Origin of the sequence: Methylocystis sp. MJC1 (assembly GCF_026427715.1) — a bacterium.
In the GTDB taxonomy this organism is placed as follows: domain Bacteria; phylum Pseudomonadota; class Alphaproteobacteria; order Rhizobiales; family Beijerinckiaceae; genus Methylocystis.
In genome coordinates this window covers 35,729-59,163 of record NZ_CP107561.1, presented here as the reverse complement: position 1 = coordinate 59,163, position 23,435 = coordinate 35,729, and the positions used below count along the sequence as shown (strand labels likewise).

Genomic DNA, 23,435 nt, shown 5'->3' with positions numbered 1-23,435 from the left:
CGGGCGCTCCTATTGTTGCTGCAAATTGACGCTGGGCGCCCAGCTGCCCGACAGGAGGTTCGTCAGGAAGCCATCCTCCGGCGCATGGACAGCTTGAATTTCGGGTTGAATATCAGTTTCATGCGACTTCGGCGGCGGTTCCGCCTCGGCCCTCATGTTGAAGACGCACGCTGTCGCCGCTCCGTTACGCATCGTCCACTGACCCGCCGTCCGATCGACGACGATCATTTCGCCCTCACGCCGATAGTTGATGAGCGTTTCCGACCTATCCGGATTGACCAGGAAAATTCCAGGAACGTCTCCTGAGAACCGAAAATAGGTCTTCGTCCCGTCGTCGAAGACGTGCTCGGGTTTGACGTACGGCGCGCCTTTGTAACTGTAATCGAAGTTTCTGACGCTTGAGCGCTCCGCGTTCCGCTTGTTGGGAAAGGCCGCGAGCTCGCGCGCCTTGTTGAGGAGCCGCGCGTCCGCTTCCTCGTCCGGGTAGGTGAAGCGCACCTTAAACACGACCCGACGATCGTGACCGCTGCTCGTGCGCAGGATGAAGGAATAGATCCGCTTCCTCGTGGTCACGACGGTCATGTTGGTGACGGCGTCCGGCTCCAAAGGCTTGATGAACAGAAATTGCTTCGATTGATCGGGCACCGCTTGCCAGCCGACCGTGTCACCGAGCGCGACGGTGGCGATCTTCTCGTCCTCGCCCAGAACGATGATGGTGGAGACGCCCCGGGTTCCCCAAATCGTGACGACATTGTCCTTCTCGAAGGGAACCGTGCGCAGGCGCGAATCCGCCGGGACCGGCAAAGGCGAGCGTTCGGCAGCGGCGGGCGACGATAAAGTGGCCGCGAGCAGGAGGCTGGCAATCAAAACCTTGTTCATTGGGAGGCTCCTCCGCCAAGAGGAGCCACGGTCTCCTGATCCTTGCGATATTCGATGACCTGGAAGCCGAGCGGATTGTCGAAGCGCCACTCGTTGCGCATCGGCTCCTGCGTGTAGCGGAACCTCACATTCGCGGCCCAATGTTCGATGATTTGCTCGCGCTCATTGGTTCGCGTCGTCATGAAGCGCACGGCGGCGGTCGCCGGCGCCTTGGGGTTGTCCATCCAGCCATGCGTCAGGAAATTCACGCTCTTTACGTAGACCTTGACGCGTCCGGTCGCGCCCCAGAGCTTCATCGGGCTGTTTGGATTCGTCGAAGAGAATTGCTCCGCGAGCTCCTTGCTCGCGCTGCCGGCCGAGAGCAGCGCCGCCAGCTCGAAATTGTCCCTCAACGCCGGCGGATCGTAGGTTTCACGAGCGCGAATGAAGCGAACGATGTTTGCCTGCGTCACCGCCTCGCGCTCGGAGATCGGTCCTCCGCTCTCGAGTGGCCGAGCGACCTCGACATAGCCCGTGGCCTTGTCCACGAGGAGCGTCACGACCTCAGTGGACTTCAGGGGAATGAGCATGAACAGGGCGACGAGCGCCGCGAGAAGCGCAAAGCTGATCAGGCCCGCGACGACGCGCCAGGCGTTTCTGGAAAGCTCGAGCCGGCGGTAGATGTCGCGCTCCCAGCGCGCGCCATCGTGGTAATAGCTGTCGCTCACGAGCGTCGACCGCCCGCCGGTCTCCACATCATCGGACATGATGGACGCCCCTATCCTTGTTCGCTGCGAAGTTGAGCGGCGCGGCTTTCAATGAGAGCGGCTGCCACCTGTTCCGCGCGCGGGTCGTAGCTCGTGCCACGCTGCACCGTCGCGCCGCCCGGACCGATCGTGTAACCGCCGCCCGTGGGCGGCGGCAGCGCGGCTTGGCGGTAGCCGTTGCCTGAAGGCCGCCGGTCTCGCCAAAGCCGCCAGGCGCCCTGCGCCCGGCCGGGGAGATCGATGATGTCGCGCAGCGCATAGCCGCCGGCGATCGAAGCCGCGATTTGGAGGGAAAGGGGGAGGAGGAGACTCCCGACCCCGCAGAGGATCAAGAACGGCGCAATGACCGTCATTCCGGACGATACGTCCGTGATCGACCCCAAATTGGTGATCGTCGAATTCATGAGCGTCAGCAAAAATCCGAGGATGCCATAAACGACGACGGGGACGATCGCGTATTGCGCGCAGGTGCGCAGCCACCCCGTGAAGAGGACCGAGCTGAAGTTGAAGAGGGCCATGGCGATGAACAGCGGCCCCAGCCCCAGCAGGACGAAGAGAGCGATCTTGCCGACGAGCACGAGGCTCACGGCGATCGTGATGAAGATGACCGCGGCGATGAGCAGCACGATCGCGAGCAGCGAGAGGCCGATCGCGGCGCCCCAGCCGCCCGATGCGGCGACCGTCTTGCCTGCCGTCAGAGCGTTGGTGAAGAGGGTCGAAAGCGTCGACGAAACCGAGGTCTCCGGCGTTCCGCAATTCGTGCCGCCGACCGCGGTGCAAACGGCCGTCGCCACCCCGTCGGCGCCTTGAGTGAAGACGTTGACGACGATCGACGAGAAATCGCCCCAGCTGAAGGCCAATGTGTAGATGACGCCGATGCGGAAGATGCGCCACATGAACGCGCCCGCGGTGAGCGGCGCGCGTCCATAGATCATTTCATATCCCCAATAGGCGACATAGACCGTCAAAGCCACGGTGAACACCGGCGCGAGGCTGGACGAGATGGACTGATAAATCTGCTGCACCGCCGATGCAGCGACGGTGTCCACCTTCTGGAAAAGCGCCGAGATGATGTCCACGACGTGCGGTCCTTCTCAATTAGCGATTAACCGGGAGAAGCGGCCCGCAATCACTCGCCGCGGCATATGCACGGTCAAAGGACCACACAGAGCTGTCCCGCGTGCAGGGCGCCATCAGGTCCTTGTGCGCACATGCCGAGAGGGTGGTCAGCGCCATGCCGAGGGCGACGACGAGGGCGCGTCTCGCGACTCTTGTTTTCATCGCGCCTCTCTCCTACTTCCCGACCAGCGTCGCCTGCGACGCATTGAAGGTCCACATGTTCGACAGCTTCGATTGAGCGGCGAGATCCTGCTGTTGCTGGGCGTTGAGCGCCGCGTTCGTCAGATTGACAGTGCCGATCAGCTCGTTGATCGTCTGACCCGTTTGCGTCTGGATTTGCGAATTCTGATCGATCGACCCTTTGATGTCGGGCGCGGCGCCGATCTGTCCCGCCGCCCCGCCGAAGCCCGACGACCGCGTTATTGAGGCGGCCTGAGCGCCCGACACCGCAGCGGTGATTGCGGCGGAGGTGTTGACCGCTCCCGTGTAAGCAAGATCTGTCGTGGAGGTTGCCGAACTCGCTCCCGTGAGCGTCTTGACGAGATTGAGGCCGTTGATGATCGAGGACGCAAGCGACCCGTAGGAGCCCAGTCCGCCCATGGAGAGGGAGCCGCCGCCAAGCAGCGAACTGAGGTTTGGCGCGCTCGAGAGCGAGAAGCTGCCGAGGCCGATCGAAGAGAGGCCGCCCGTGGACCGATTGCCGGTGACCGCCGCCAGCGTCTGATTGACCGTGTTCAGGATCTGCTGGTTGCTGTTCATGATCTGCGCGGTGTTCTGCGCAGTTTGGGTCGCTTGGGTCAGTGTCGCGGTGTCGATGACCGGAACTTGCGCAGATGCTGCGACGCCAAAGGTCAACCAGCTCGCAAGCGACAATGAAAGCAGTGTCTTCTTGATCATTGACCCGTCTCCTGTTTCCTCGCCTCAAGGTCCCGTCGACAGAGGGGCGACAATCGCATTCGTGTTCGTGTTTGCGGGGAGCCCTATGAGCGTCGCCTGCGTCGGATCGAACGTCAGCGCATTCGCCGCCCGGCTCGCGCCACCAATGAGGTTCAACCCACGCTGATTGAAGAGCTGCGCCGTCAGGCTCGTCACCATGATCGCCTGGTTCCACATCCCGCCGTTGTTGCTGCGGGCGCTGCTGTTTTGGTTCCAGGCGGACTGGGAGAGCGCCAGCGCGCCGATGATGGCGCTGGCGGCTTGCGTATTGTTCCTATTCCCCTGAATGCCGCTCGCGACCGCGCCCAAGGCGGCAACCGTCTGCGCGACCGTGTTCAAGTTCAGCCCCGTAACGCTCGTTCCACCCCCGGCCACGGTGGTTTGAACGGCGCTCAAATCCATGTTGGACACGACGCCGGTCGATGGGGCGGTCACGTTGTTCGCGGAGAGCAGATCGCCGCCTGCGGAGGGCAATTGGCCCTGCCCCGGGGTCTGCACGCTTCCCGTAATTCCTTTCGATGGCTGCAAGGTCGAATCCTTGTAGACCCGCGCTTTGGTCATGCAGTCGGAGATGCTTTTTTCGGTCGTCTCGCGAGCAGCGTCCATGACGGGCACGTCGGCGAGGGCCGGCCCAATTCCGGCGAGAAAGGAGACCGCTAACGGCAACAGCCTATGCAGCATGAGAAACCTCCCGCTTTGCCCGCCGCCAATTGCAGAAGATCGGAACCCATACGCGCGGATCGTCCCCGATGCGCGCGCGCAGCTCTTCGCATTCCTGGACCGTGTCGACGTTCCCGGAGAGCACTTTGACGATATCGAACATGTTCGTCAGATCGAGCCGCGCGATGACGGAGTCCTGATCGTGCTTGATCAGGAATTGGCGCGAGTCGGGATGCGTGTTGATCACCCATTCGAACTCACGCTCGGAAAGCTTGAAGCCCGTCACATAGCTCTCGAAATCCGCTTTGGGATTTGGGAAGAAGATGTTCGTCGGCGTCTGCTCGAGCAGCGTGTGGCCCATGGGCGACGCGACGATGTCCTTCGCCGATTGCGTGCCAAAGCCGACGACGCCGTTGAGCTTGCGAATGGTTTTCAGCTTGTCGTTGAGAAACCCTGCGAACTTGTCGTCGGTGAGAATTTTCCAACCTTCGTCGATGAACAGCATCATCGGATTGCCGTCCATCATCCCCTCGATTCGGTGGAAGATGTAGCCGAGCGCCGCCGTGCGGATGTCGTCGTCTTCGAGGACCTTGGTCATGTCGAAGCCGAACACGCCATTCGACGCCGACCAAGAGTCGCGCTCGTTGTTGAAGAGCCATCCGCGGGCTTTCGTCCAAACGTCGAATCTCGACGCCAGGTCCTCTTGCCCGAGCTTCTCGCTGCCCCTCAGCAGATGCGCGACTTCCGCAAAGCGCCGATCCTTGGCCGGCACAGCGAAAATCTGGTCGACCGCGCCTTCGACGATCTTGAGCTGATGGGCGCCGAGGTCCGAGCCGTCCCGTGGCCGCACCATGAATTTTAGGAGGTCTTCGAGGAACTTGCGGTCTTCCGGGGAGCCCGGAAGCTGCAGCGGGTTGAAGCCCGTCGGAACGCCGGGAACCAGCACTTCGTAGCTGCCGCCCATGGCCCGGATGAGCGGATCGGCGCCGCGGTCCTTGTCGAAGAAGGCGACGCGCGGGCGCGGCGTCACCCGCATGGCCTGGCAGAGCAGAAAGCCCAGGCCCACGGTCTTGCCCGAGCCGGTCGGGCCGGTGACCGTGAAATTGCCGACCTGCCGCCGATGGAAGTTGAAATAATAGGGGGTCTGGCTCGTCGTCTCCAGGATCGAGATCGCCGGACCCCAGCGGTTGCCCTCCGCCTTCCCGACGGCGAAATTATGCAGCGAGGCGAAGCCGACGAAATTGCGCGAGGAGATCAGGGAGCGCCTCGCGATATAGGCAAAATTTCCGGGCATCTGCGCCCAGAAGGCGGGCTCGGCGTTCATGTCCTCGCGGACGACGATCGTCCCGAAATTCTGCAGCTCCTGCGTCGCCGCCTGAACGCATTTCTCCATTTCGCGGATGGTGCGGCCGAGGGCGCAGACCGTCAGATGATGGTAGCCAAGGACCGTTTGACCGGTCACGAGCTCGTTGCGCGCGGTATGGATCGCCGACTCGACCTCTGTCCCGGCCTCGTCAGACGCGGCGATCTGGCGCTCGACCTTGGCGACGTGGGACATGACCGGCGTGCGATCTTCGAGCGCGAAGGACTGCGAGACGATCATTTCGTGCGGGACGCGCAGGAGGCCGTCGAGCATTCCGGCTCCCGTGTAAGCCGGATACTCGCGGATGGAGAGCATCGCGGCGAACCTTGTGTCGCGGCCCGACGCCCCCCTGAATTCAAGAGCCTTCTTACCAAAGGTAATGCGCTTCGTCGGCAGATAGGCGTCGAGCGCCATGCGCGGCAGGGCCATGTGAAGCGGCGCTCCGCCGTTCAGCAGCTGCGCCAGGAACTCGCCGATTTCCGTGCAGACGGCCCCGTGGCGCATCCTGCATCCGAGAATCTGGGCGCCGTAACTCGCCATCTCCTTGCAGAAATTGGCGACCACGTCCCGCAGCTCCCGCTGGGCCTCGCGCTCGATCTCCTTCTCGTCGACACCGAGACCCTTGCGGAAAAAGCTCGTCGCCTTGTCCGCCATGCCGACCTTGCCCTGAAATCCCCGGCGAATGATCGTCACGTAGAGGTCGTTCACGAACATGCGCTTATGCGCCTGGTTCGCCATGTAGCGGCGATCGAGCTCTGCGCAGAAGAAGTTGTCGAAGCCGCCGCCGATTTCTGGCGTCACTTCGCGCCGGATGATGTGGGAATAGACGGCGAAGCGGCTGTCGTTCATCGAACGGATGAGCGTGTTGCGGCTCGAGAGCCGCATGTCGATCTCCGCCTGGTCGGCCGTTTGGAAGCAGAAGCCGCCGACCTTCACCACCATCAGAAAGTGGCCTTCCTTCGTCTTCAGCATGTCCTCCTCGACATGCCGAAGATAGGGGACGTGCCTCGAGATCTCGGCCTCGCGGCCGTTTTCCGCTCCGAATTTCAAAGAATTGAGAATATGCGCGGAGAGCTTCGCCATGATCGACTCCTCATGGCCTGTAGGAGTCGCCGCCCCAAAACCGGTGATTCCGGGTGATGGGGCATTTGCCGTATCGGACGAGCAAAATGTCGACGAACCGGTTGTCCCGGACCGTCAGCGCATAAGCAATGCCGTGAATGGGCGCGAACAGTAGAAACATGAGGAGGTTCTTGGTGTTGATGAAGATTAGGACGACGACGCACCATTCCATCACGAACAGCACATAGGGGACGCCGAGCATCATGGGCGGCCTGGTGAGGCCGCCGACGAGCGGGTCGAGACGGGGTTTCGCCTGTTGCCGGATCATCCGCCCTGCCCGTTCGTCAGCGATTGGACGATTTGCGCGGCGCCGAAGATCAGCGCCACGCCGACGATGACCGAGAAGGCCCAGGACCACGGAATGCGGGAAGTGAGCGCGAGATAGCCGACGGCGGCCACGGCGACGGTCGCGGCCGTCGTCGCGAAGGTTCCAGTCATGAATGAAAGCACGCTCGTCAGCGCTGTGTTCAGGGGCTGGAAGGTCGCGGTCGTCGCCAGCGCCGAATCGGTTCCGGCGACCAGCGCCAATCCGACCAAAAGACTTAAGAACAGCGCGTCGGAACGCGAGAAACCCTTCATTTGCTCTCTCCTTCATCGTCAGAGGACACATAGAGAACCGACCCGCCGATCCACTCCGGGGCTCTTGCCGAGCGGCTCTTTCCTTCTGGCGACGACTCGCTTTCTGACGCTTCCTGAACGCCGTGGCTCTTCGAGCCGCCGTGCTTTCCGCGCCGCGCCGCAAGATCGCCGAGTCCGTAATATTGATTGGTCACAGCGGCGACGTAGCGAACCGTTTCCGAATTCGCCGGCACGCCCTTCGCTTGGATGACGCGCTCGCTGCCGGCGTTGTAGGCGGCCGCGACGAGCATCATGTTGCCCTGGAATTGCGCAGTGAGGTCCTTCAGGAACAGCATCGACCCGTGGACATTCTCGACGGGGTTGCAAATGTCCTTGACGCCATATTGGGCGGCGGTCTGCGGCATGAGCATCATTGGCCCGCGCGCGCCCCTCGGCGAATTGAGATCTGCGCCGTTCGACGACTCACTTTCCAGAATCGCCAGAGCGAGCCTTTCGTCGACCCGTGCTCGTCTCGCCTCGGCTTGAACGAGCTCCCGCAAGCTCTGCGGGTCCATCTCGGCCGAGCAGGCGCCCGAATCGATAGGCTCCGTCGGCAAGCTCCGCGGCGCGGCTGAGACGGGCGCCTGGGCGACCCGCACACTTCCTTCGGGCCCGCGCTTTCGCTCGTCGGCGGCCGCGATCGAGGGGAGGAGACAGAGAATCAGAAAGAGCGCATTCCGCATGGGGTGGTTCCCTTGGGCGACGCGCCTTTCCTACCAAAATATTATAAATTGGCAATCACAAAAATCTGCGGTATGGAGAAAGAGTGATTTTGGAACGTCAATACGGATCGGACATGCCTACCCGTCCGCGTCCGAGAGAGACCCGCCATGAAGCATCTCCACGACAACCACTACGTCTACATCGAGCCGTTCCGGCCCCCGTTCCCCTTCCTGGTCGTCTTAGGCGTCGTGGTCGTCGTCATCGGGCTCACGGCCGATTGGCTCAACGGTCTCCCCGTCCAATTTGTCGGCCCGGTTCTCTACCCAATCGAGCGCTTATTGAACGCGGCCTTCTTTCCGGATGCGCAGACGCCGCTGCGTCCGAACGGTTCGGCGCTCCTGGTGCTCCTCCCGACGGTCGGTCTCTTCGCCGCAATCTATTTTGGCGCCCGCGCAATTTTTCGAGCAGCTCAGCGTGTTCTCCGGCCTTTCGTAGAGCGTCGCTGATGCGCGCCCTGCTCTCGTCGAGTCTGGCGGTTGGGCTCATCTTGCCGCCCGCCACGGCGTCGCCGGAATCCTTCACGCCGGACCCGGAGCGATGGCGCCCGGTCGCCCATTCCGATCTTCGCCTTCCGCGTGGCGAAGCTGAGTCATACGCTTCAATCTGGCAGGATCGCCTCGACGAGAGCAATTCCATACCGCCGCCGGCGCCCCTTCCGGGGCGCCCGCTCCCGGACCCCTCCCTCAGCTACGTCGTCGGTAATCGCGGCGCGTCGGAGTGGCATTTCACGATCAACTTTCAAACCAAGCTCGCCGCCTTGACCGTGCTCGACACGCCCAATGTTTGCACGGACGAATATCCTTCCCCGGCGACGGCTGTGAAAATCAAAGTCTGCCCGATGCGGCTCGCCATGTTCGAGGGGGATCACTACGCGCTCGTGATCGATGGCGCCGCCTGCTTTCTCGAAAAGCAGCCGCAAGCGCCCATCGAAGACTCATCCGCCACGCGCACCGAAGTCTCATACGACGTCGCCGCGCGCGCGTTGAAAATCCGCTATACGGTTTCGCATATGGAAATTCCCCAGTGCGCTCAAACCGTGCCTCTTCATCCCACGAATTAGCGCCAAGACCCTGGGAGCACCGCCAATGTCAGAGCGACACCGCCACTCTTCGCCATTGATCCGGGCGCTTCGAATTATCGCGCGGCCGCTCGCCTCATTGCGTCAAGCGGAAAAGCAGTTTCCGCAGGCGGACCCTCTGCTTTTTCGCCGGCGCTTCGCGTCTTTGACGCCGGCGCCCGTCCGCGCCTCTCGCTTCGCATCGGCCAATCATGCGAAGGAGTTTTTCATGCGCGCCGCCCTCATTCTCGCGATGCTCGCCCCGCTTTCCGCCAGCGCTGAGCAAGCGATCTCGCATCGGCTGATGGCGCAGAGCTTTTCCTTGACCGACTCAAATTTGCAGGCGCGCATTTGGTCAGACCAAGTTCCGGAGATGCTCAAATTTCGCAAATATCTGCAATCGACACCTGGTGGCGCAGATAAGCCGCTCGTGGGTGTCGTTTACACCACCAGCTTCCAGGTCGAAGGAAAACAGATTGTCGTCTCCGTCATCAGCAACAACTGCGCCAACGCTGGCGGCGTTCCGAACCTTCTTTTTTGTCCCACGCGGGTGGTGAGCCTCTCAGGCGGGAAGCTCGAAGTCCTCGGCGACATCCCCGATCTTCTCGTAACCGTGTCCGAAGCCGACGCTCCTCAAAGCGCGAAGAAAGCGACGATCGCCACCTACGATCCGCAGACCCATCAAATCAGCTTCGCGAACGTCGATGGGAGCGAGAGGACAGAACTCCCTCAGAAGGTCGTCGTGAGATAGCTCTATATCGGGACGAGCAAAATGAGAGCGTCAACACTCCTTGCATCCGCTATCGCAGTCGTTCTTTTAGGCCCTGAGCTCGCGTTCGCGGATTGTCAGACCGTCAGCGCATCCGACGTCGCCCAAGACATACAAAACTGCCCCTCCGCGAACAACGCACTGAAAAATAACGCGTGCAACTTCGGGGGCGCGGCGATCGCCGAGTCCGGCGGCAACACCTGCGCTTCAAACGGGAACAATTTCGGCGTCTTGCAGCTGACGCGCTCCAATCTCACGAACACGGGATACTCGCCAAGCCAATATCTCAATCTGTCGGCTCAGAGCCAAGTCTGCATATGGGCGCAACAGGTCGGCAATTCCAACACCAGCGGCGCATATCAAACCCTCTCCAACAGCGGCAGCATAAACGGTACACCGGTAACCGCCGGCATGCTCGCCGCCTGCTTCCAATTTGGTCCGCTGATTTGCAAAAACGATCTAGCGTTCATGCAGGCCAACGGCGGCGCCTGCCCGACAGCCGGCAACGGCGGAGTGAGAGCAACCGGGCAAACCCTTTCTAGTGGCAGTGCGAATCTCGACGGAAACAACCAAAGCATTTGTTCCTGGGGACAGTCGATCCAAAACAAGATCAACCAGGCGGCGGCGACGTGCAACGGTTCAAGCGGCGGCGGGACCAACTGCCCGGGCGGCGGGACCACGCCCGGCGGCGTAATTCCGCCGTCTCCGGGCAACGCGCCCGTTTCTCTACCCGCGAATCTCGCGTAGGAACGCTGACCGCATGCTCCTCACCCACCTTAGCGTCGCGCGCGGGCTGGTGCTCGGCGCACTCGCGTTGATCGCGCCCTTGAGCGCCGAGGCCCAACAGGCGGGGCCATCAAACGGCGGCAGTCCCGGAGCTCCAGCGCCGAAGATCGCGCCGCTTCCTGTCTTCGACGTTCCGCCGACAGGGATTCAATTCCAAACGGGAGACACCTGGACTCAAGGTGGACAGACTTTCCGGCTCTATGCCGTTCAATCCTGCATTCGCGGAACGGCCTTCACGAACGCCGCCGGCATAAAGCGCGATTGTGGAGAGGCCTCGATCGCCTATTTTGCCGCGCTGATCAAAGACGCCAAACCTCGCTGCACGGCGCTTGCGCAATCCGGCTCCGTTACCTTCGCCGTTTGCGCCGCCCATATCGGTGCTCAAACGCTCGATCTCGGCACGATTCTCATCACGCAGGGCTTCGCTTTCGCCGCCACGGATCCCAGCGGAAAGCCCGTGAACTCCCAATACGCGGTCGCAGAGGGCGACGCGCAGAAAAACAAGCGAGGCCTCTGGGCTTCGTCCGATCTCCCGCACCCATCGGCCATACTCAGAAACGCCTACCAGAAAGCACACTGAGCCGTTAGCGCGATGAAGGCCGACGCCGCGACAATAGCCAAAATCCTCGGGGGAAAGCCCGAGGGAGGCGGTTACCTCTGCTCCTGTCCCGTGAAAGGGCATGGCAAGGGGCGCGGCGATCTCCGTCCGTCCCTCAGTGTTTCCGACGGAAAGCGCGCACTCGTCTTCCATTGCTTCGCCGGTTGCAAGCCCCGCGACGTTATCGCCGCTTTGAACGCGGTTGCGCCGGGCCGCGGCCCCAAGCCTCGCTTCGAAAGCCGAACGCCTCATAGACCCGCGACGAAATCGAAGACCACCACCATCCTCGCGCAGAAGCTTTGGAAGGCGGCGCTTCCCGTCGCCGGCACGCCCGCCGAGACCTACCTTCGCGCACGCCGCTTGCCGTCAACTGCGCCGCCCACTATTCGCTTCCTTCCCTCCTATCGCTACGACGAAACGCGGCGCTTTCCATGTCTCATCGCGGCGGTGCAATCGCCCTCACGGGTGATCGTCGCCGTTCAATTGACCTTCCTCGACCCTTCCGGGCTTCGAAAGGCAGACGTTCCGCATCCGCGGCGCGCTATCGGGCCGCTTGGGGATGGCCTTCTGCGGCTCGCGCCCGCTGTCGAGCATATCGGGCTCGCGGAAGGTTTTGAGACGGCTTGGGCAGCGTCGCTGCTTCACGACGAATTCCCCGTTTGGGCGACGCTCGGCGCCGATCGCTATGCGATCGTCACTCTTCCCCCGGTCGTAAAACGCGTCACCATTTTCGCCGACTACGATACGCCGGGTCTATCGGCCGCTCTCTCATTCTTCGAGCACCGCCCGGAGCTCGAGGTGTGGATCGCGACGCCGGCAATGACGGGTGTTGATTTCGCGCGCGTGTGGGAACTCGGGTCGTCCGCCGCAGAATCGGTTTGCGCCCAGCTTTGATGGGCTCGCGGCGATACGAAGAGAGCTTGTCCTCACGGGGCGACGATGCGGGCCGGTCGCAGCTTACGGGAAGGAGAATTTCTTGTTGTTCGGACGCGCCCACATCGCCTCGAACTTGCGATCGAACGCAGCGACGGCATCCTTTTCCGTAATCACGACAAGATCGTTGTCCTGACGTTCGAGGCCCGAGTGTGACTCGTTCGCGGAGCCTATCCTGAGAAGCGAGCCGTTCACGGAGTATCCTTTGAGGCGCATTGAGCCGTCGGCTGATGCTTTCAGCTTGATTTCAACGTTCCGCATGCGGGACAGTTTTACTAGCGGGTTCTCGTTATCAAGCGCCAATCGATCGACTTCGCGAGGATCTAAGTAGATCCTGATGTGCGCGCCGCGATCCGCCGCGTTGCTGAGGGACTCGAAGACGATGCGATCACTGAGCGCTCGATCTGCGAAATTGACGCGCGCGCCCTGGCCGAGTTGATCGAGAATGGACCGATCGATCTCCTCCAGATTCATTTCCGGCGCGGCGTAAATTTGCACGACGGAATTTTTCTCCGCGCGTGCGAGATGCAACGGCGAGAACAGCAGCACTGGGATGAGCGCGCAAATCAGCAGACTTCGCATGGGCTTTCGACTCCTGGAATCGCTTTAAGGATGTCCAATTTTGCATGCAAGAGCCCGCGCACCAGCGTGAGTTTCTCGCGCTGCTCTCGTCGACCCCACGAAGGGGCGCGCTTACCTTACAACGAGTTTGGTTCGGTGACCTCGCAGTGCTTCCCGGGCGAACCCCCGGAGGATGGAATTGTCGCGTTGCAATCGGATACCCTCGTCGGAATAGGCAAGAAGGCCCGACATGAGCGCTTAGGGCTGTGCGGGCTCTGGCGTAGGAATCGGATGGATTGCCAATTCCCGGTCGCGCGCCAGCGCGGATCAACACGATTGTCGGTCTTGCAAGTTTGGCCATTTTGGCCACAAATGCTCTGGACGGTTTCGACGGGCGGGACATGCGGACGCTTTCGGCCAGAGACGCGAAATACAACTTCGGTCGGCTCATCGACTTGGCCCGAGCCGAGCCCGTGACCGTCGAAAAACACGGTCGCGCCGTCGTGGTCGTGCTCGCGGTCGAAGAATATGAGCGTTTGGCGGAAGCGGCTGCGCGGGAGCTTGAAAAAGCCGAGAAGACCAAGAAGCGGGACGAATAATGCAGAGTACAGGCGGGGCGACAATCGAACCGGGAAGTTTCGTCGAGCTGCGGGGCCGTCCGTGGCTGGTCGAGGAAGTCCAAGGCGAAGTGAACGACCTCCAGACCCTCAACCTCTCGTGCATTTCTGACGATGCTCAGGGCGAGCGGCTTGAAATCCTCTGGGATGCCGAAATAGGCGCCGTCGTGCTCGATGAGGAGGGATGGCGGAATGTCGGCGCCGGCCTTCCAGACCGGGCCGAGGTGTTGGCCGCCCACCTTCGCGCGATAAGATGGCGATCCGCGACCGCGGCTGACCGCGACTTGTTGCAAGCGCCGTTTCGGGCGGGCATTCGGCTCGATGCCTACCAACTCCTGCCGCTGCGTAAGGCGTTGCGGCTTCCGCGCGTGAATCTGTTGATCGCGGATGATGTGGGCCTGGGCAAGACCGTCGAGGCAGGTCTGGTCGCGCGCGAGCTTTTGCTCCGGCGCCGGATCGATTTCATCGTCATTGCTGCTCCGCCTGCGATGACGATCCAGTGGAAGGACGAGCTGGAAGCGAAATTCGGACTTTCGTTCGAAATCATCGATAGGGAGCGGATTGGCCAGATGCGCCGGCTTCGGGGCTTCTCCGTGAATCCTTGGGCGACCGGCTCGCGCTTCATTGTCTCGCACCGTCTCCTCACGGATGAAGTCTATGCCGCTGGCCTCCGTGACGTGCTCGGCGAGTTTCGCGCCCGCGCGCTTTTCGTGCTGGACGAGGCGCACCACGCCGCCCCGGCGGCCGGAATTCGCTATGCGATCTCAAGCCAACTCACCAAGGCGGTTCGTGAACTCGGAGAACGCTTCGAGCACCGCCTGTTCCTGACAGCTACCCCACACAATGGGCACTCCAACAGCTTTTCGGCTTTGCTTGAGATGCTCGATCCCCAGCGCTTCACGCGCGGGGTCGAGGTTCGCCCCAGGGATATCGAGCCCGTCATGGTTCGGCGGCTCAAGGCCGATCTTCGCCGCCTTGGCGAGGCGTTTCCGGAGCGGATCATCGAGGCGGTTCGCATAGCTGGTTTGCCGGAGGATGCGCCTGAACTCGAACTTGCCCGGAAGCTGGCCGCCTACGGCGAGATGCGGATGCGGCGCATCGCCAATCTTCCGACCCAGAAAGCATCAATGGCAAAGCTGGCCTTTGTCGGTCTCCAGCAACGGCTCCTGTCATCGGTTGCTGCGTTCGCGCGGACCCTGAAGGTCCACAGGACGACATTGCAGCGAATGCTCGACGGCGAAGAGGCCGGCTTGGTCGCCGCTGCTGCCCTCGCGTTTGTGGGCGGCCCGGCGAGCGAAGACAGCGCCGAGCTTGGGCTTGAAGACGAGCGAGCCGAGAAGACCATCGACGCGGATGATGATGCGACGGCGGAGGCCGCGTCAGCCCTCGGTGTTGCCGACGCCGCGAAGGGGGACCTTCGCACTGAACTTGCTGCGGTCGACGAGATGTTGGCCGTCGCCGAGCGGTACGCGTCGCGCCCCGACGCCCGGGTGCGCTGGTTGACCGATTGGATCAAAGCAAACCTTCTCGCGGGCCAAAACTGGAATCGCCGGCGCCTCATCATCTTCACCGAATACGAGGACACGCGGCGGTGGCTCGAACGGCGCCTGCGAGAGGCGGTATCGGACACGGATCGCGCCGACGAGAGAATTGGCGTCTTCACCGGCGCGACAGGATCGGATCGAAGGGAGGAGGTAAAACGGGCCTTCAACGCTGATCCGGATGTTGAGCCGTTGCGCATCCTCATCTGCACCGACGCAGCCCGCGAGGGCATCAACCTGCAAAGCTATTGCTCCGACCTGATTCATTTCGATCTGCCTTGGAACCCCTCGCGATTGGAGCAGCGCAACGGCCGTATCGATCGTAAGCTTCAGCCGGCGAAACAGGTCATTTGTCGGTACTTCCGCTACGAGCAGCGTGAAGCCGACATCGTATTGGAGGCGTTGGTCCGGAAGACGGAGACCATCCGCGAACAGCTCGGATCGGTCGGCCAGGTGATCGAGGACCGCATAGCGAAGCGTCTGGCCGAAGGCGGCATTTTGCGCGGACAGGGCGCGGCGATCGCTCGGGCCATTGCTGAGGAAAGCGACGCGGAACGGCTCAATCGCGCGCGCGCCGAAATGGACGATGACGAACGCGCGCGGCACGAGCGGTTGCTCAAGGAGCAGACCGATCTTCAGCGCGCGCTCGAACGCTCGCGGGAACGCGTCGGTGTTGATCCGGACGATTTGCATCGCGTGGCGGCGGCGGCATTATCGCGCGTCGGCTACGTGCTCGATGACGCCCGTGGCGCGTCGGTCGGCAACGTGGAAACATACCGCCTCGATCCCAGCGATCCCGCGTTCACCAAAGACGCTGGCTGGGATGATGCTTTCGACGATCTGCGAGTTCGGCCGCGCAAGCGTGGCGAGCGCCTGGGCGACTGGCGACGCGATGCACCGATCCGTTCGATTTCCTTCAAGCCGCCTATCCTGGGGGATGATCAAAATGGCCCGGATGCGCCGAACGTGGTGCAGGTGCATCTCGAGCACCGGCTTGTGCGACGCCTGCTCTCGCGCTTCCTCAGCCAGGGTTTCCAATCGAAACTGTCGCGCGTTTCTGTCATCTATGGGCCGGGCGCTCAGCCCCGTGTCGTGTTGATGGGACGTTTGGCGGTCTTTGGCGCCGGAGCCGCGCGGTTGCATGAGGAGGTCATCCCGATCACCGCGATCTGGACGGAGTCAGAACGCGACCGCAAGGCTCTCCGACCGCTTGGCGAGAGCGGCGAGGAAAAGACCCTCAACCAGCTTGAAGCAGCGCTGCGCGACGCGCGTGAAGCGCCAGGCGCGGCCGTCGCTCGTATCCAAACTCTGGTAGCCAAGGATATTGCCGACCTCGTGCCGACGCTGGAAAAGTTCGCAGCCGAGCGACTGACGACGGTTACGGCGCAACTCCAAAAGCGTGGCGAGGAAGAAGCGCGGTCGCTGTCCGACCTGCTTGAACAGCAGCGATCGCGCATCGCCAAAGCGGCAAAGGAGTTTGACCCCAATCAGCTAACTCTCGATCTCGTGCCCGAGGAACGGCGTGAGCGTGAAGCGGATCGGCGACATTGGGAAGGCCGCCTGACCCGACTTGAACGTGAATTGCGCGATGAGCCGAAGCGTCTTCAGGACTCCTATGAGGTGCGCGCCCATCGTCTGGAGCCCGTCGGCCTTGTCTATCTGTGGCCGGTATCGGGGTAAGCACGATGGCTGCAGAAATCTCTCGCGACCCCGATCTCGAATGGCTGGACCATGTGCCGCCGGTGGGCCTCGTCGTCGCTCCTAGTCTCCTTAAGGAATTGGGGCTTTTGCCGCTCAGGCAAACGCCGATCGACACCGGCCAGGTTGGCGAGATTATTGGCTCGGAACTTTCCAAGCCCGCACTCACTGATCCTTGGGCCTTTGTCGAACAGGTGCTTGGCTGGGAGGCGCGCCATGTCGCCGGCGCGCCGGGCGGCCCGGCCATTCCAGATGAATTGCTCGTGGCTCTCCCGGAGCATGGCACCACGCTTCGGCCGACGTGGGCAGTTGCCGAGCTTGGGGAGGGAGATTGCCGCTGGCAGCTTCTGGTTCGTATAGAGGCGCCTGGCGTCGATCCCGATGCCCGGAACGCGCTCGATGGGTGGGAGGCGACACCGCACCAGCGGTTCGAGCGCTTGCTGCGCGATACCGGCGTCTTTGCTGGCCTGCTGATTTCCGAACGCGATGAGCACAAGGATGGCGAGGTTCGGTACTATCCCGAGTTTCGGCTGATCTATGCGCCGCGCGGTGAGACGTCGGGCCATCAGAGCTTTCCGATCCGGCCCATGGCGATGGTGGCCGGGCGGCCGATGCTTGGCGGACTGAAGCTCCTACTTGATCGGTTCCGGCTCTTTTCCGATGCCGATGACCGGCGGCTGCCGGCGCTCCTGAAGCATAGTCGCGATGCCCAGGCGCTGGTTTCAACCGCTCTGGCCGAACAAGTTCTCGGCGCGCTCCACGAACTGTTGCGCGGTCTGGACAGCGCGGAACCTGGTCTCGTGCGCGACCTTGCGGCCAACCGTCCCGATCATCTCTATGAGGGGCTGCTGACTGTCCTGATGCGTCTGGTTTTCGTGCTCTACGCAGAGGACCGGGACCTCCTGCCGTCGCGGTCCGATGCGCGTGCGCGGGAGATTTACGAGACGAGCTATTCGGTTCGCGGGCTTTACGCGAAGCTCACGGAAGACGCCACGCTCAATCCCGACACGATGGATGAGCGTCGCGGCGGATGGGGCGGCCTGCTGGCGCTGTTTCGCTTGATCCACAAAGGTCACGAGACCGGCTTCGTGCAGGCGCGTGGCGGCAAGCTGTTCGACCCGGACGAGTTCCCGTTTCTCGAGGGTCGCGTCTCCAAGGATGAGCCGAGCCGGATTCTGGCCGTGTCGGATGGGTGTCTGCTGCGCATCCTCGAAGAGCTCATGACCCTGAAGCTGCGCGGCGCCGAGCGCGAGCGACTGTCCTACCGGACCCTCGACGTCGAACAGATCGGGTCGGTCTACGAGACCGTCATGGGCTTCACGGTCGAGGCCGCCAAGAGCCGCGTGCTCGCCATCAAGGCGGGCAAGAACAACAAGACGCCGGTGTTCGTAGCGCTCGATGACCTTCTCGCCAAGAAGGGCAAGGACCGAATCAAGGAGCTGAAGGAGAATGTCGGGCGCGCCCTGACGGCGGCGCAAGCCAAGCCGGTCGAGGATGCCAAGAGTGTCGAGGATCTTGTGGCGGCGCTCGACGGCATGGTCGATGAGCGCGGCTCGCCCAAGAAGAGGGTCGCGGCGTCCGGGACGCCGATCCTGCAGCCGACCGGCGAACGGCGACGGACCGGCAGCCACTACACGCCGAGGTCGCTCACGGCGCCGATCGTCAAATACGCTTTGGAGCCGGCCTTCGAGCGGCTGGGGCCGGACGCGACGCCGGAGCAGGTGCTGGAGCTGAAGGTGTGTGACCCGGCGATGGGCTCGGGCGCCTTCCTGGTTGAGGCCTGCCGCGCTTTGGGCGAGCGTCTGGTCGCGGCCTGGGCGCGTTGGCCCGAGACGCGCCCCACCATTCCTGCGGACGAGGACGAGGAGCTTCATGCTCGGCGGCTCGTCGCACAGCGCTGTCTCTATGGCGTGGACAAGAACCCGCGCGCGGTCGATCTCGCGCGGCTATCACTTTGGTTAGCCACGCTCGCGCGTGACCATGAGTTCACATTCCTCGATCACGCGTTGAAATGCGGTGACAGCCTAGTGGGGCTAACCCGACAGCAAATCACCGGCCTACACTGGGATACTGGGAAAGGGCTGCCACTGTTCGAAGGATTGGTCCGAGAACGTCTGGAAGCCGCTATCAGCGGACGTCACGAAATTCGCGAGGCACCTGACAGCGTGATGCGCGCCGTCCAGGAAGTTCGTTACAGGCAGGTGGAAAGCCGTCTTGATAACGTGCGAGTGATTGCTGATGCAGTGGTCGCCGCATTTTTCTCCAGCGAAAAACCGAAGATAAGGGAGCAAAAGCGACAAGAAATTGAGAGTTGGGCAAACGATTCGACAAACAACATATGGCTCAAGTTGGAACACTTGGCATCATCACTGAAAGTTGCCCAAAATCCGATTCGACCTTTCCATTGGGAAATAGAATTCCCTGAGGTCTTCGCACGAAAAGACTGCGGATTTTCCGCCATCATAGGAAATCCTCCTTTCCTGGGTGGTAAGCGAATTTCTGAAGAATTTGGTGCCCCATATAATGTTTGGCTTGCCAACTCACACGACAATGCTAGTCGCAACGCTGATTTGGTCGCACATTTTTTCTGTCAGTCGTTCAGACTATTACAAAACGGCGGATGTTTTGGTCTTATTGCGACAAATACGATCGGACAGGGCGATACGCGCGCTGCCGGATTAACCGCAATCTTGTCTAAGGGAGGCGAGATCGCCCGTGCAACAAAACGGCTGCGATGGCCCGGTGAAGCTGCCGTAATTGTATCCGTTGTCCATGTCATCAAGGGTAACGCAATCTCTCCGATACTCGACGAAAGGCGCGCATCTCGGATTTCTGCTTATTTAGTTGATGGCAATCTGGACACGTCCCCGGCACCTCTTGCGGCAAATTCAAATCGAGCATTCCAGGGTGTTATTATGCTTGGAATGGGGTTTACGTTCGACGATATAGCTGCCGAACGGGGCGCAGCATCCTCGCTTGCTGATATGGAGCGCCTTCTCACAGGAAACGAAGCGCTCTCTGAAAGAGTTCTTCCTTATATCGGTGGAGAAGAAGTAAATACAGATCCCATACAAAAACATCATCGATTTGCGATCGATTTGAATGATTTAGAGTTTGCGGAAGCCCAAATAAGATATCCAGCACTGCTGAAAATCCTTGAAGATCGGGTGCGACCAGAGAGGCAGCAAGAAAAAAATAAAAAGTATCCTCGTATGTATAACGAGTGGTGGAAATATTGGAATGACCGACCTGCGTTAAGGCGCGCCATCTCTGGATTGCCGCGGGTTCTAAGCATTGCCAGGGTATCGCCACATCTGGCGGTGGCCGTATTGCCTGCAGGAATGATCTACAGTGATCAACTTGTCGTAATAGCTTATTCATCGTTTGCTCCCTTCGCGGTTCTTCAATCACGTGTCCATGAACTCTGGGCGAGGTTCTTTTCGTCATCAATGAAAGACGATTTACGTTATGCACCGTCGGATTGCTTCCGAACCTTCCCTTTTCCAAGTGATTTTCAAACGAATGAGAATCTCGAAATCGTCGGCGAGGCCTACAATGCCTTTCGCGCAAGCACATTGCAAAAGCACGACGAAGGACTGACGAAGACCTACAATCGCTTTCATGCGCGAGACGAAAGGAACCCTAAAGTAACCCGCCTCCGAGCGCTCCATGCCGACATGGATGCAGCAGTGTTGCGCGCCTACGGCTGGCGGGACCTCGCAGAGGTCGCGGCGCCAGAGTTCATTGAGCAGGATGCCGACGAAGGAAAGGCAGCAAAGACCCGCTTCGAGTGGCCTGCGAAGTTCAAGGACGAGGTCCTTGCCAGATTGCTTGCGCTGAATGCGGAGCGCGCTGACGTCGAACGTAAAATGGGTCTCGTCGTTAACATGGTTGAACAAGAGAGTGATGATGAATCATGAAACGAGAGTGCTAAATAATCGTGCATAGGATACAGGGATGTACGTCCAAGAGTGGCATATCCAACACAAGGCGAGTGGTGCAATTGGCGAAACGCTTCAAGGCGTATCGTCACTTTTGAAGCTCAGAGGCTACCGCCGCTTTCGAGCGGCCGTCGCTTACGCCAGTATTAACGGCTGCAAGATTCTGAATCAGGAAGCATCAGGCTCTGGGCGTTGGGCGGCATCTCAGAAGCGTTGGCTAATAAGTATTGACTTTGGCAGAACTGAGCCGGAGGCTCTGGAGTTTCTTGCGAACCTACCGCATTCACAAGTCAGAATCCCGAACGGTAAAAGTGTCGTTCAAAATCCTGGATTTTCACCGGCGAATCCTTTTCACCCGAAGGCTTACGTTGTTGACGATGTAAACGATGGCGACAGTTCTGTCTTCGGCATATTCTTGGGGTCTGGAAATTTAACCGGCAGTGGTCTGTTGACCGGCTCAGAGTGTGGTGCACTGTCTTATTGGAATAGGCCAAAATCCCACGAACAGTCAGCTATGATGAGCGCCTATCGTAGCATGACTTGGTTCGATCCGGCATGGGATCAGGCCGATCCGCTAAGCGATATCATTCCGACCTACAAGTCGCGGTGGAAGAAGTTCAAGCCGCCGCTAAAGGATGAGAGCGCAGAAATTGTGGATCTCTTTGTTGGTGGTGCCGGGCATGTAATCGCAGGACGAAAGGCGATAGGCTTAGCATTCGCAAGGAAACTCTGGGTCGAGATAATAGGAGAGCTCTACAAAAATCGCGGCGCTTCGGAGGCTGGAAACCAGGTAGACCTGCCGCGTGGTTCACGGGTGTTTTTTGGATTCACTCCGAAGACGGTTCCAAAAAATACGGTGTTTGGGCACGTTGAATTGCAAAACGTCGGCTTCCCGTCGGTCGAATGCTCTGTGAGATTCGGGAACAATATGATGGATAAGATAAATCTTCCCATTCCTGGAACAGAAGGACCAGCGAGTTACGATAACTCGATCTTGCTTTTTGAAAGGCATGGGTTTTCTCCAGCCGGAATGCCTCGCTTTAGGCTCGTTCTTGGTGACGAGGCGCTCCTAACTAAATGGAAGAAGGCGTCAATTTCCTTTGAGGATCTGAAAATGCAAAGCGGTCGGCGTTTCGGCTTAATGTATTAGACTCGTTGGTGCGTGAGCGCGCGGGCTCGGCATCGGCACGCAGACTGACTAGTGTCACGTTCTAGTTGAAGTTGGTCAGAACGCTGACAACTGATGGCTGCTTGCGTTGCGCGGATCGTCGCGCGTGCGGGACCGAGCCGGAAGGGGACGAGCCGGTTGACGAGGAAGATGACGACTAACCGAGATTAGAGGTGCCGGCCAATTACGGCCGGCGCCACTTGTCCGGATGGCCCACCTTGGTCTGGCGCACTCGCTCAACGAAAACGTCCGCGCCGCGTTGCTGAGCCCAGTCAATCGCTTCCGCCTGGGTCGGCAGAACGGCGCTGGCCCGCTCCGAGCCTGGCTTGCGCACCGCGTAATCGCCTTCGCCGGGGCGGCGCTCAATGAAAACCCGCTTATCCGTCATGGGAACCTCCATGGGCCAAAGGCCGACCGACTCGACCTTATCAGCGCAAGATAATCTTGCAATCGATGATTTGCAAGATTATACCCATCCGGGGAGGCGGTCATGCACACGAATTTCATTGGAGCGAGGATCAAGGCGTTGCGCGAGGAGCGAAGGCTCTCGCAGGACGACCTTGCGCGCCTGTTCGGTTTCAAGGACCGCCAAACGGTTTCGGCGATCGAGACCGGCGAGCGGCGGGTGACGGTCGAGGAGCTTGTCCTGGCTGTCGAGAAGCTCGGCGCTACGCTGGACTACTTCACCGACCCATTCCTGCTCGTCGGGGAGGGCCGGTTTTCGTGGCGGCAAACCGATGTCGGTCCACAGAAGCTGAGCGCCTATGAGCGCAACGCAGGGCGCTGGATCGCCGCATTCCGCGCGATCGCGCCCCAGGTCGGTCGATCGGCTCCACTGCTGCGGCGGTCGCTCGGCATCGCGCGCCATCAGCGCTTCGAAGACGCCATGGAAGCCGGAGAGCGCTTCGTCACGGAGTTCGAGCTTGGCGATGTGCCGGCGAAGCGGCTCGTCGATGTCATGGAGCGCGAGCTGGGCATCCTTGTGCTCATGGTGGATGCGTTCCAGGGCATTTCCGGCGCGGCGTGCCGTCTTCCGGAATTGGATGTGGCGCTGATCAATCGGCACGAGGTCGAGGGGCGACGCCACTTCGACCTGGCCCACGAGCTTTTCCATATCCTCACCTGGGACGCGATGCCGCCTGAGCATTCTGAGGAGGCGCGAGAGACCGGCGGGAACCGCGTGGAGCAACTCGCCAACAATTTCGCGTCGGCGGTTCTGATGCCGACGCCCGTGCTCGATCGGTACGGCGATTGGTCAACCATCGACGCAGGCGAACTCGCCGGTCGCTTGAACGCGGTAGCGAATGAACTTCAGGTCACGGCCTCGGCGCTCAAGTGGCGGCTTGTCGCGTTGGGCCGGTTGAGGCCCGCTGTTGCGCGGGCGGTTCCAGATGCGGCAATCCGCAACAATGGACGTGACAACGGGCCGGCGACTGTGCCGCCGCTGTTTTCGAAGCCGTTCATGGAGGTCATCGGTCTCGCCGTTGACGAAGGCCGCATTTCGGCGCGTCGGGCGGGTGCGCTCCTGGACCTGACAGTTGACGATCTAGCCGACCTCTTCACGACGCATGGGGTTCCGTCCCCTGTCGAGCTGTGAGGT

At 61.0% G+C, this 23,435-nt stretch carries 23 protein-coding genes; 11 read left to right on the top strand and 12 right to left on the bottom strand.

Annotated features, from left to right (window positions below; translation table 11 throughout):
• Window positions 1–9: 9 nt before the first annotated feature.
• Genes OGR47_RS21465 through OGR47_RS21420 form a run of 10 tightly spaced genes read right to left on the bottom strand, consistent with a single transcriptional unit; the run spans window position 10 to window position 8,126 of the window.
• Window positions 10–879 (bottom strand): TrbG/VirB9 family P-type conjugative transfer protein, encoded by an 870-nt coding sequence (locus OGR47_RS21465; protein WP_165050535.1) that lies wholly within the window; start codon window positions 877–879, stop codon window positions 10–12.
• Entirely contained in the window at window positions 876–1,625 is a 750-nt protein-coding gene (locus tag OGR47_RS21460) for a virB8 family protein (RefSeq protein WP_165050537.1), read from the bottom strand. The genes OGR47_RS21465 and OGR47_RS21460 overlap by 4 nt, the downstream gene beginning before the upstream one ends.
• A gap of 11 nt (window positions 1,626–1,636) precedes the next feature.
• Complete coding sequence (locus tag OGR47_RS21455; protein ID WP_165050539.1) at window positions 1,637–2,704, bottom strand: type IV secretion system protein; 1,068 nt, start codon at window positions 2,702–2,704, stop codon at window positions 1,637–1,639.
• A 19-nt stretch (window positions 2,705–2,723) separates the two neighbouring features.
• Window positions 2,724–2,906: a hypothetical protein gene (locus tag OGR47_RS21450; RefSeq protein ID WP_165050542.1), complete on the bottom strand. Its 183-nt coding sequence runs from the start codon at window positions 2,904–2,906 to the stop codon at window positions 2,724–2,726.
• A 12-nt stretch (window positions 2,907–2,918) separates the two neighbouring features.
• Window positions 2,919–3,641 carry a type IV secretion system protein gene (locus tag OGR47_RS21445; protein WP_165050544.1) on the bottom strand — a complete coding sequence of 241 codons (723 nt, stop codon included), beginning with the start codon at window positions 3,639–3,641 and terminating at the stop codon, window positions 2,919–2,921.
• A 24-nt stretch (window positions 3,642–3,665) separates the two neighbouring features.
• Complete coding sequence (locus OGR47_RS21440; protein WP_165050547.1) at window positions 3,666–4,361, bottom strand: hypothetical protein; 696 nt, start codon at window positions 4,359–4,361, stop codon at window positions 3,666–3,668.
• The gene (locus OGR47_RS21435; protein WP_165050549.1) at window positions 4,351–6,786 is read right to left on the bottom strand and encodes a VirB4 family type IV secretion system protein; all 2,436 of its coding nucleotides are present in this window, start codon (window positions 6,784–6,786) and stop codon (window positions 4,351–4,353) included. The genes OGR47_RS21440 and OGR47_RS21435 overlap by 11 nt, the downstream gene beginning before the upstream one ends.
• Window positions 6,787–6,796: 10 nt before the next feature.
• Complete coding sequence (locus tag OGR47_RS21430) at window positions 6,797–7,093, bottom strand: type IV secretion system protein VirB3 (RefSeq protein ID WP_165050552.1); 297 nt, start codon at window positions 7,091–7,093, stop codon at window positions 6,797–6,799.
• Window positions 7,090–7,404 (bottom strand): TrbC/VirB2 family protein, encoded by a 315-nt coding sequence (locus OGR47_RS21425; protein ID WP_165050554.1) that lies wholly within the window; start codon window positions 7,402–7,404, stop codon window positions 7,090–7,092. Before OGR47_RS21425 ends, OGR47_RS21430 begins: the two co-directional genes overlap by 4 nt.
• Window positions 7,401–8,126: a lytic transglycosylase domain-containing protein gene (locus OGR47_RS21420; protein ID WP_246729620.1), complete on the bottom strand. Its 726-nt coding sequence runs from the start codon at window positions 8,124–8,126 to the stop codon at window positions 7,401–7,403. Before OGR47_RS21420 ends, OGR47_RS21425 begins: the two co-directional genes overlap by 4 nt.
• Window positions 8,127–8,273: 147 nt before the next feature.
• Here OGR47_RS21420 and OGR47_RS21415 point away from each other — a divergent pair, with 147 nt between their 5' ends.
• From OGR47_RS21415 to OGR47_RS21390, 6 genes are all read left to right on the top strand, one after another.
• On the top strand, window positions 8,274–8,612 hold the full coding sequence (locus OGR47_RS21415; RefSeq protein WP_165050556.1) for a hypothetical protein: 339 nt from the start codon (window positions 8,274–8,276) through the stop codon (window positions 8,610–8,612).
• Window positions 8,612–9,226, top strand: coding sequence for a hypothetical protein (locus tag OGR47_RS21410; protein ID WP_165050558.1), 615 nt, complete (start codon window positions 8,612–8,614; stop codon window positions 9,224–9,226). The genes OGR47_RS21415 and OGR47_RS21410 overlap by 1 nt, the downstream gene beginning before the upstream one ends.
• A gap of 226 nt (window positions 9,227–9,452) precedes the next feature.
• Window positions 9,453–9,974 (top strand): hypothetical protein, encoded by a 522-nt coding sequence (locus OGR47_RS21405; protein WP_165050560.1) that lies wholly within the window; start codon window positions 9,453–9,455, stop codon window positions 9,972–9,974.
• A gap of 21 nt (window positions 9,975–9,995) precedes the next feature.
• Complete coding sequence (locus OGR47_RS21400; protein ID WP_165050562.1) at window positions 9,996–10,739, top strand: hypothetical protein; 744 nt, start codon at window positions 9,996–9,998, stop codon at window positions 10,737–10,739.
• A gap of 13 nt (window positions 10,740–10,752) precedes the next feature.
• Window positions 10,753–11,358 (top strand): thermonuclease family protein, encoded by a 606-nt coding sequence (locus OGR47_RS21395; protein WP_165050564.1) that lies wholly within the window; start codon window positions 10,753–10,755, stop codon window positions 11,356–11,358.
• A gap of 12 nt (window positions 11,359–11,370) precedes the next feature.
• Window positions 11,371–12,270, top strand: a complete 900-nt coding sequence (locus OGR47_RS21390; RefSeq protein WP_165050566.1) for a toprim domain-containing protein — start codon at window positions 11,371–11,373, stop codon at window positions 12,268–12,270.
• A gap of 63 nt (window positions 12,271–12,333) precedes the next feature.
• On the opposite strand, the gene OGR47_RS21385 is transcribed toward OGR47_RS21390, so the two are convergent.
• The gene (locus OGR47_RS21385; protein ID WP_165050568.1) at window positions 12,334–12,858 is read right to left on the bottom strand and encodes a phospholipase D-like domain-containing protein; all 525 of its coding nucleotides are present in this window, start codon (window positions 12,856–12,858) and stop codon (window positions 12,334–12,336) included.
• A 413-nt stretch (window positions 12,859–13,271) separates the two neighbouring features.
• Here OGR47_RS21385 and OGR47_RS21380 point away from each other — a divergent pair, with 413 nt between their 5' ends.
• The 4 genes from OGR47_RS21380 to OGR47_RS21365 are packed head-to-tail and all read left to right on the top strand — an operon-like array spanning window position 13,272 to window position 21,817.
• Window positions 13,272–13,469: a type II toxin-antitoxin system prevent-host-death family antitoxin gene (locus OGR47_RS21380; RefSeq protein WP_165050570.1), complete on the top strand. Its 198-nt coding sequence runs from the start codon at window positions 13,272–13,274 to the stop codon at window positions 13,467–13,469.
• Window positions 13,469–16,708 carry a DISARM system SNF2-like helicase DrmD gene (gene drmD / locus OGR47_RS21375; protein ID WP_165050572.1) on the top strand — a complete coding sequence of 1,080 codons (3,240 nt, stop codon included), beginning with the start codon at window positions 13,469–13,471 and terminating at the stop codon, window positions 16,706–16,708. Before OGR47_RS21380 ends, drmD begins: the two co-directional genes overlap by 1 nt.
• 5 nt (window positions 16,709–16,713) lie before the next feature.
• Entirely contained in the window at window positions 16,714–20,646 is a 3,933-nt protein-coding gene (locus OGR47_RS21370) for an Eco57I restriction-modification methylase domain-containing protein (protein ID WP_165050574.1), read from the top strand.
• A gap of 37 nt (window positions 20,647–20,683) precedes the next feature.
• The gene (locus tag OGR47_RS21365) at window positions 20,684–21,817 is read left to right on the top strand and encodes a phospholipase D family protein (RefSeq protein WP_165050577.1); all 1,134 of its coding nucleotides are present in this window, start codon (window positions 20,684–20,686) and stop codon (window positions 21,815–21,817) included.
• 202 nt (window positions 21,818–22,019) lie between these two features.
• Here the strand turns inward: OGR47_RS21365 and OGR47_RS21360 are convergent, their stop codons facing one another.
• On the bottom strand, window positions 22,020–22,223 hold the full coding sequence (locus OGR47_RS21360; protein WP_165050579.1) for a DUF2188 domain-containing protein: 204 nt from the start codon (window positions 22,221–22,223) through the stop codon (window positions 22,020–22,022).
• Window positions 22,224–22,325: 102 nt separating this feature from the next.
• Between OGR47_RS21360 and OGR47_RS21355 the strand changes: the two genes are divergently transcribed.
• Window positions 22,326–23,432: a helix-turn-helix domain-containing protein gene (locus OGR47_RS21355; protein ID WP_165050581.1), complete on the top strand. Its 1,107-nt coding sequence runs from the start codon at window positions 22,326–22,328 to the stop codon at window positions 23,430–23,432.
• Window positions 23,433–23,435 lie beyond the last annotated feature (3 nt).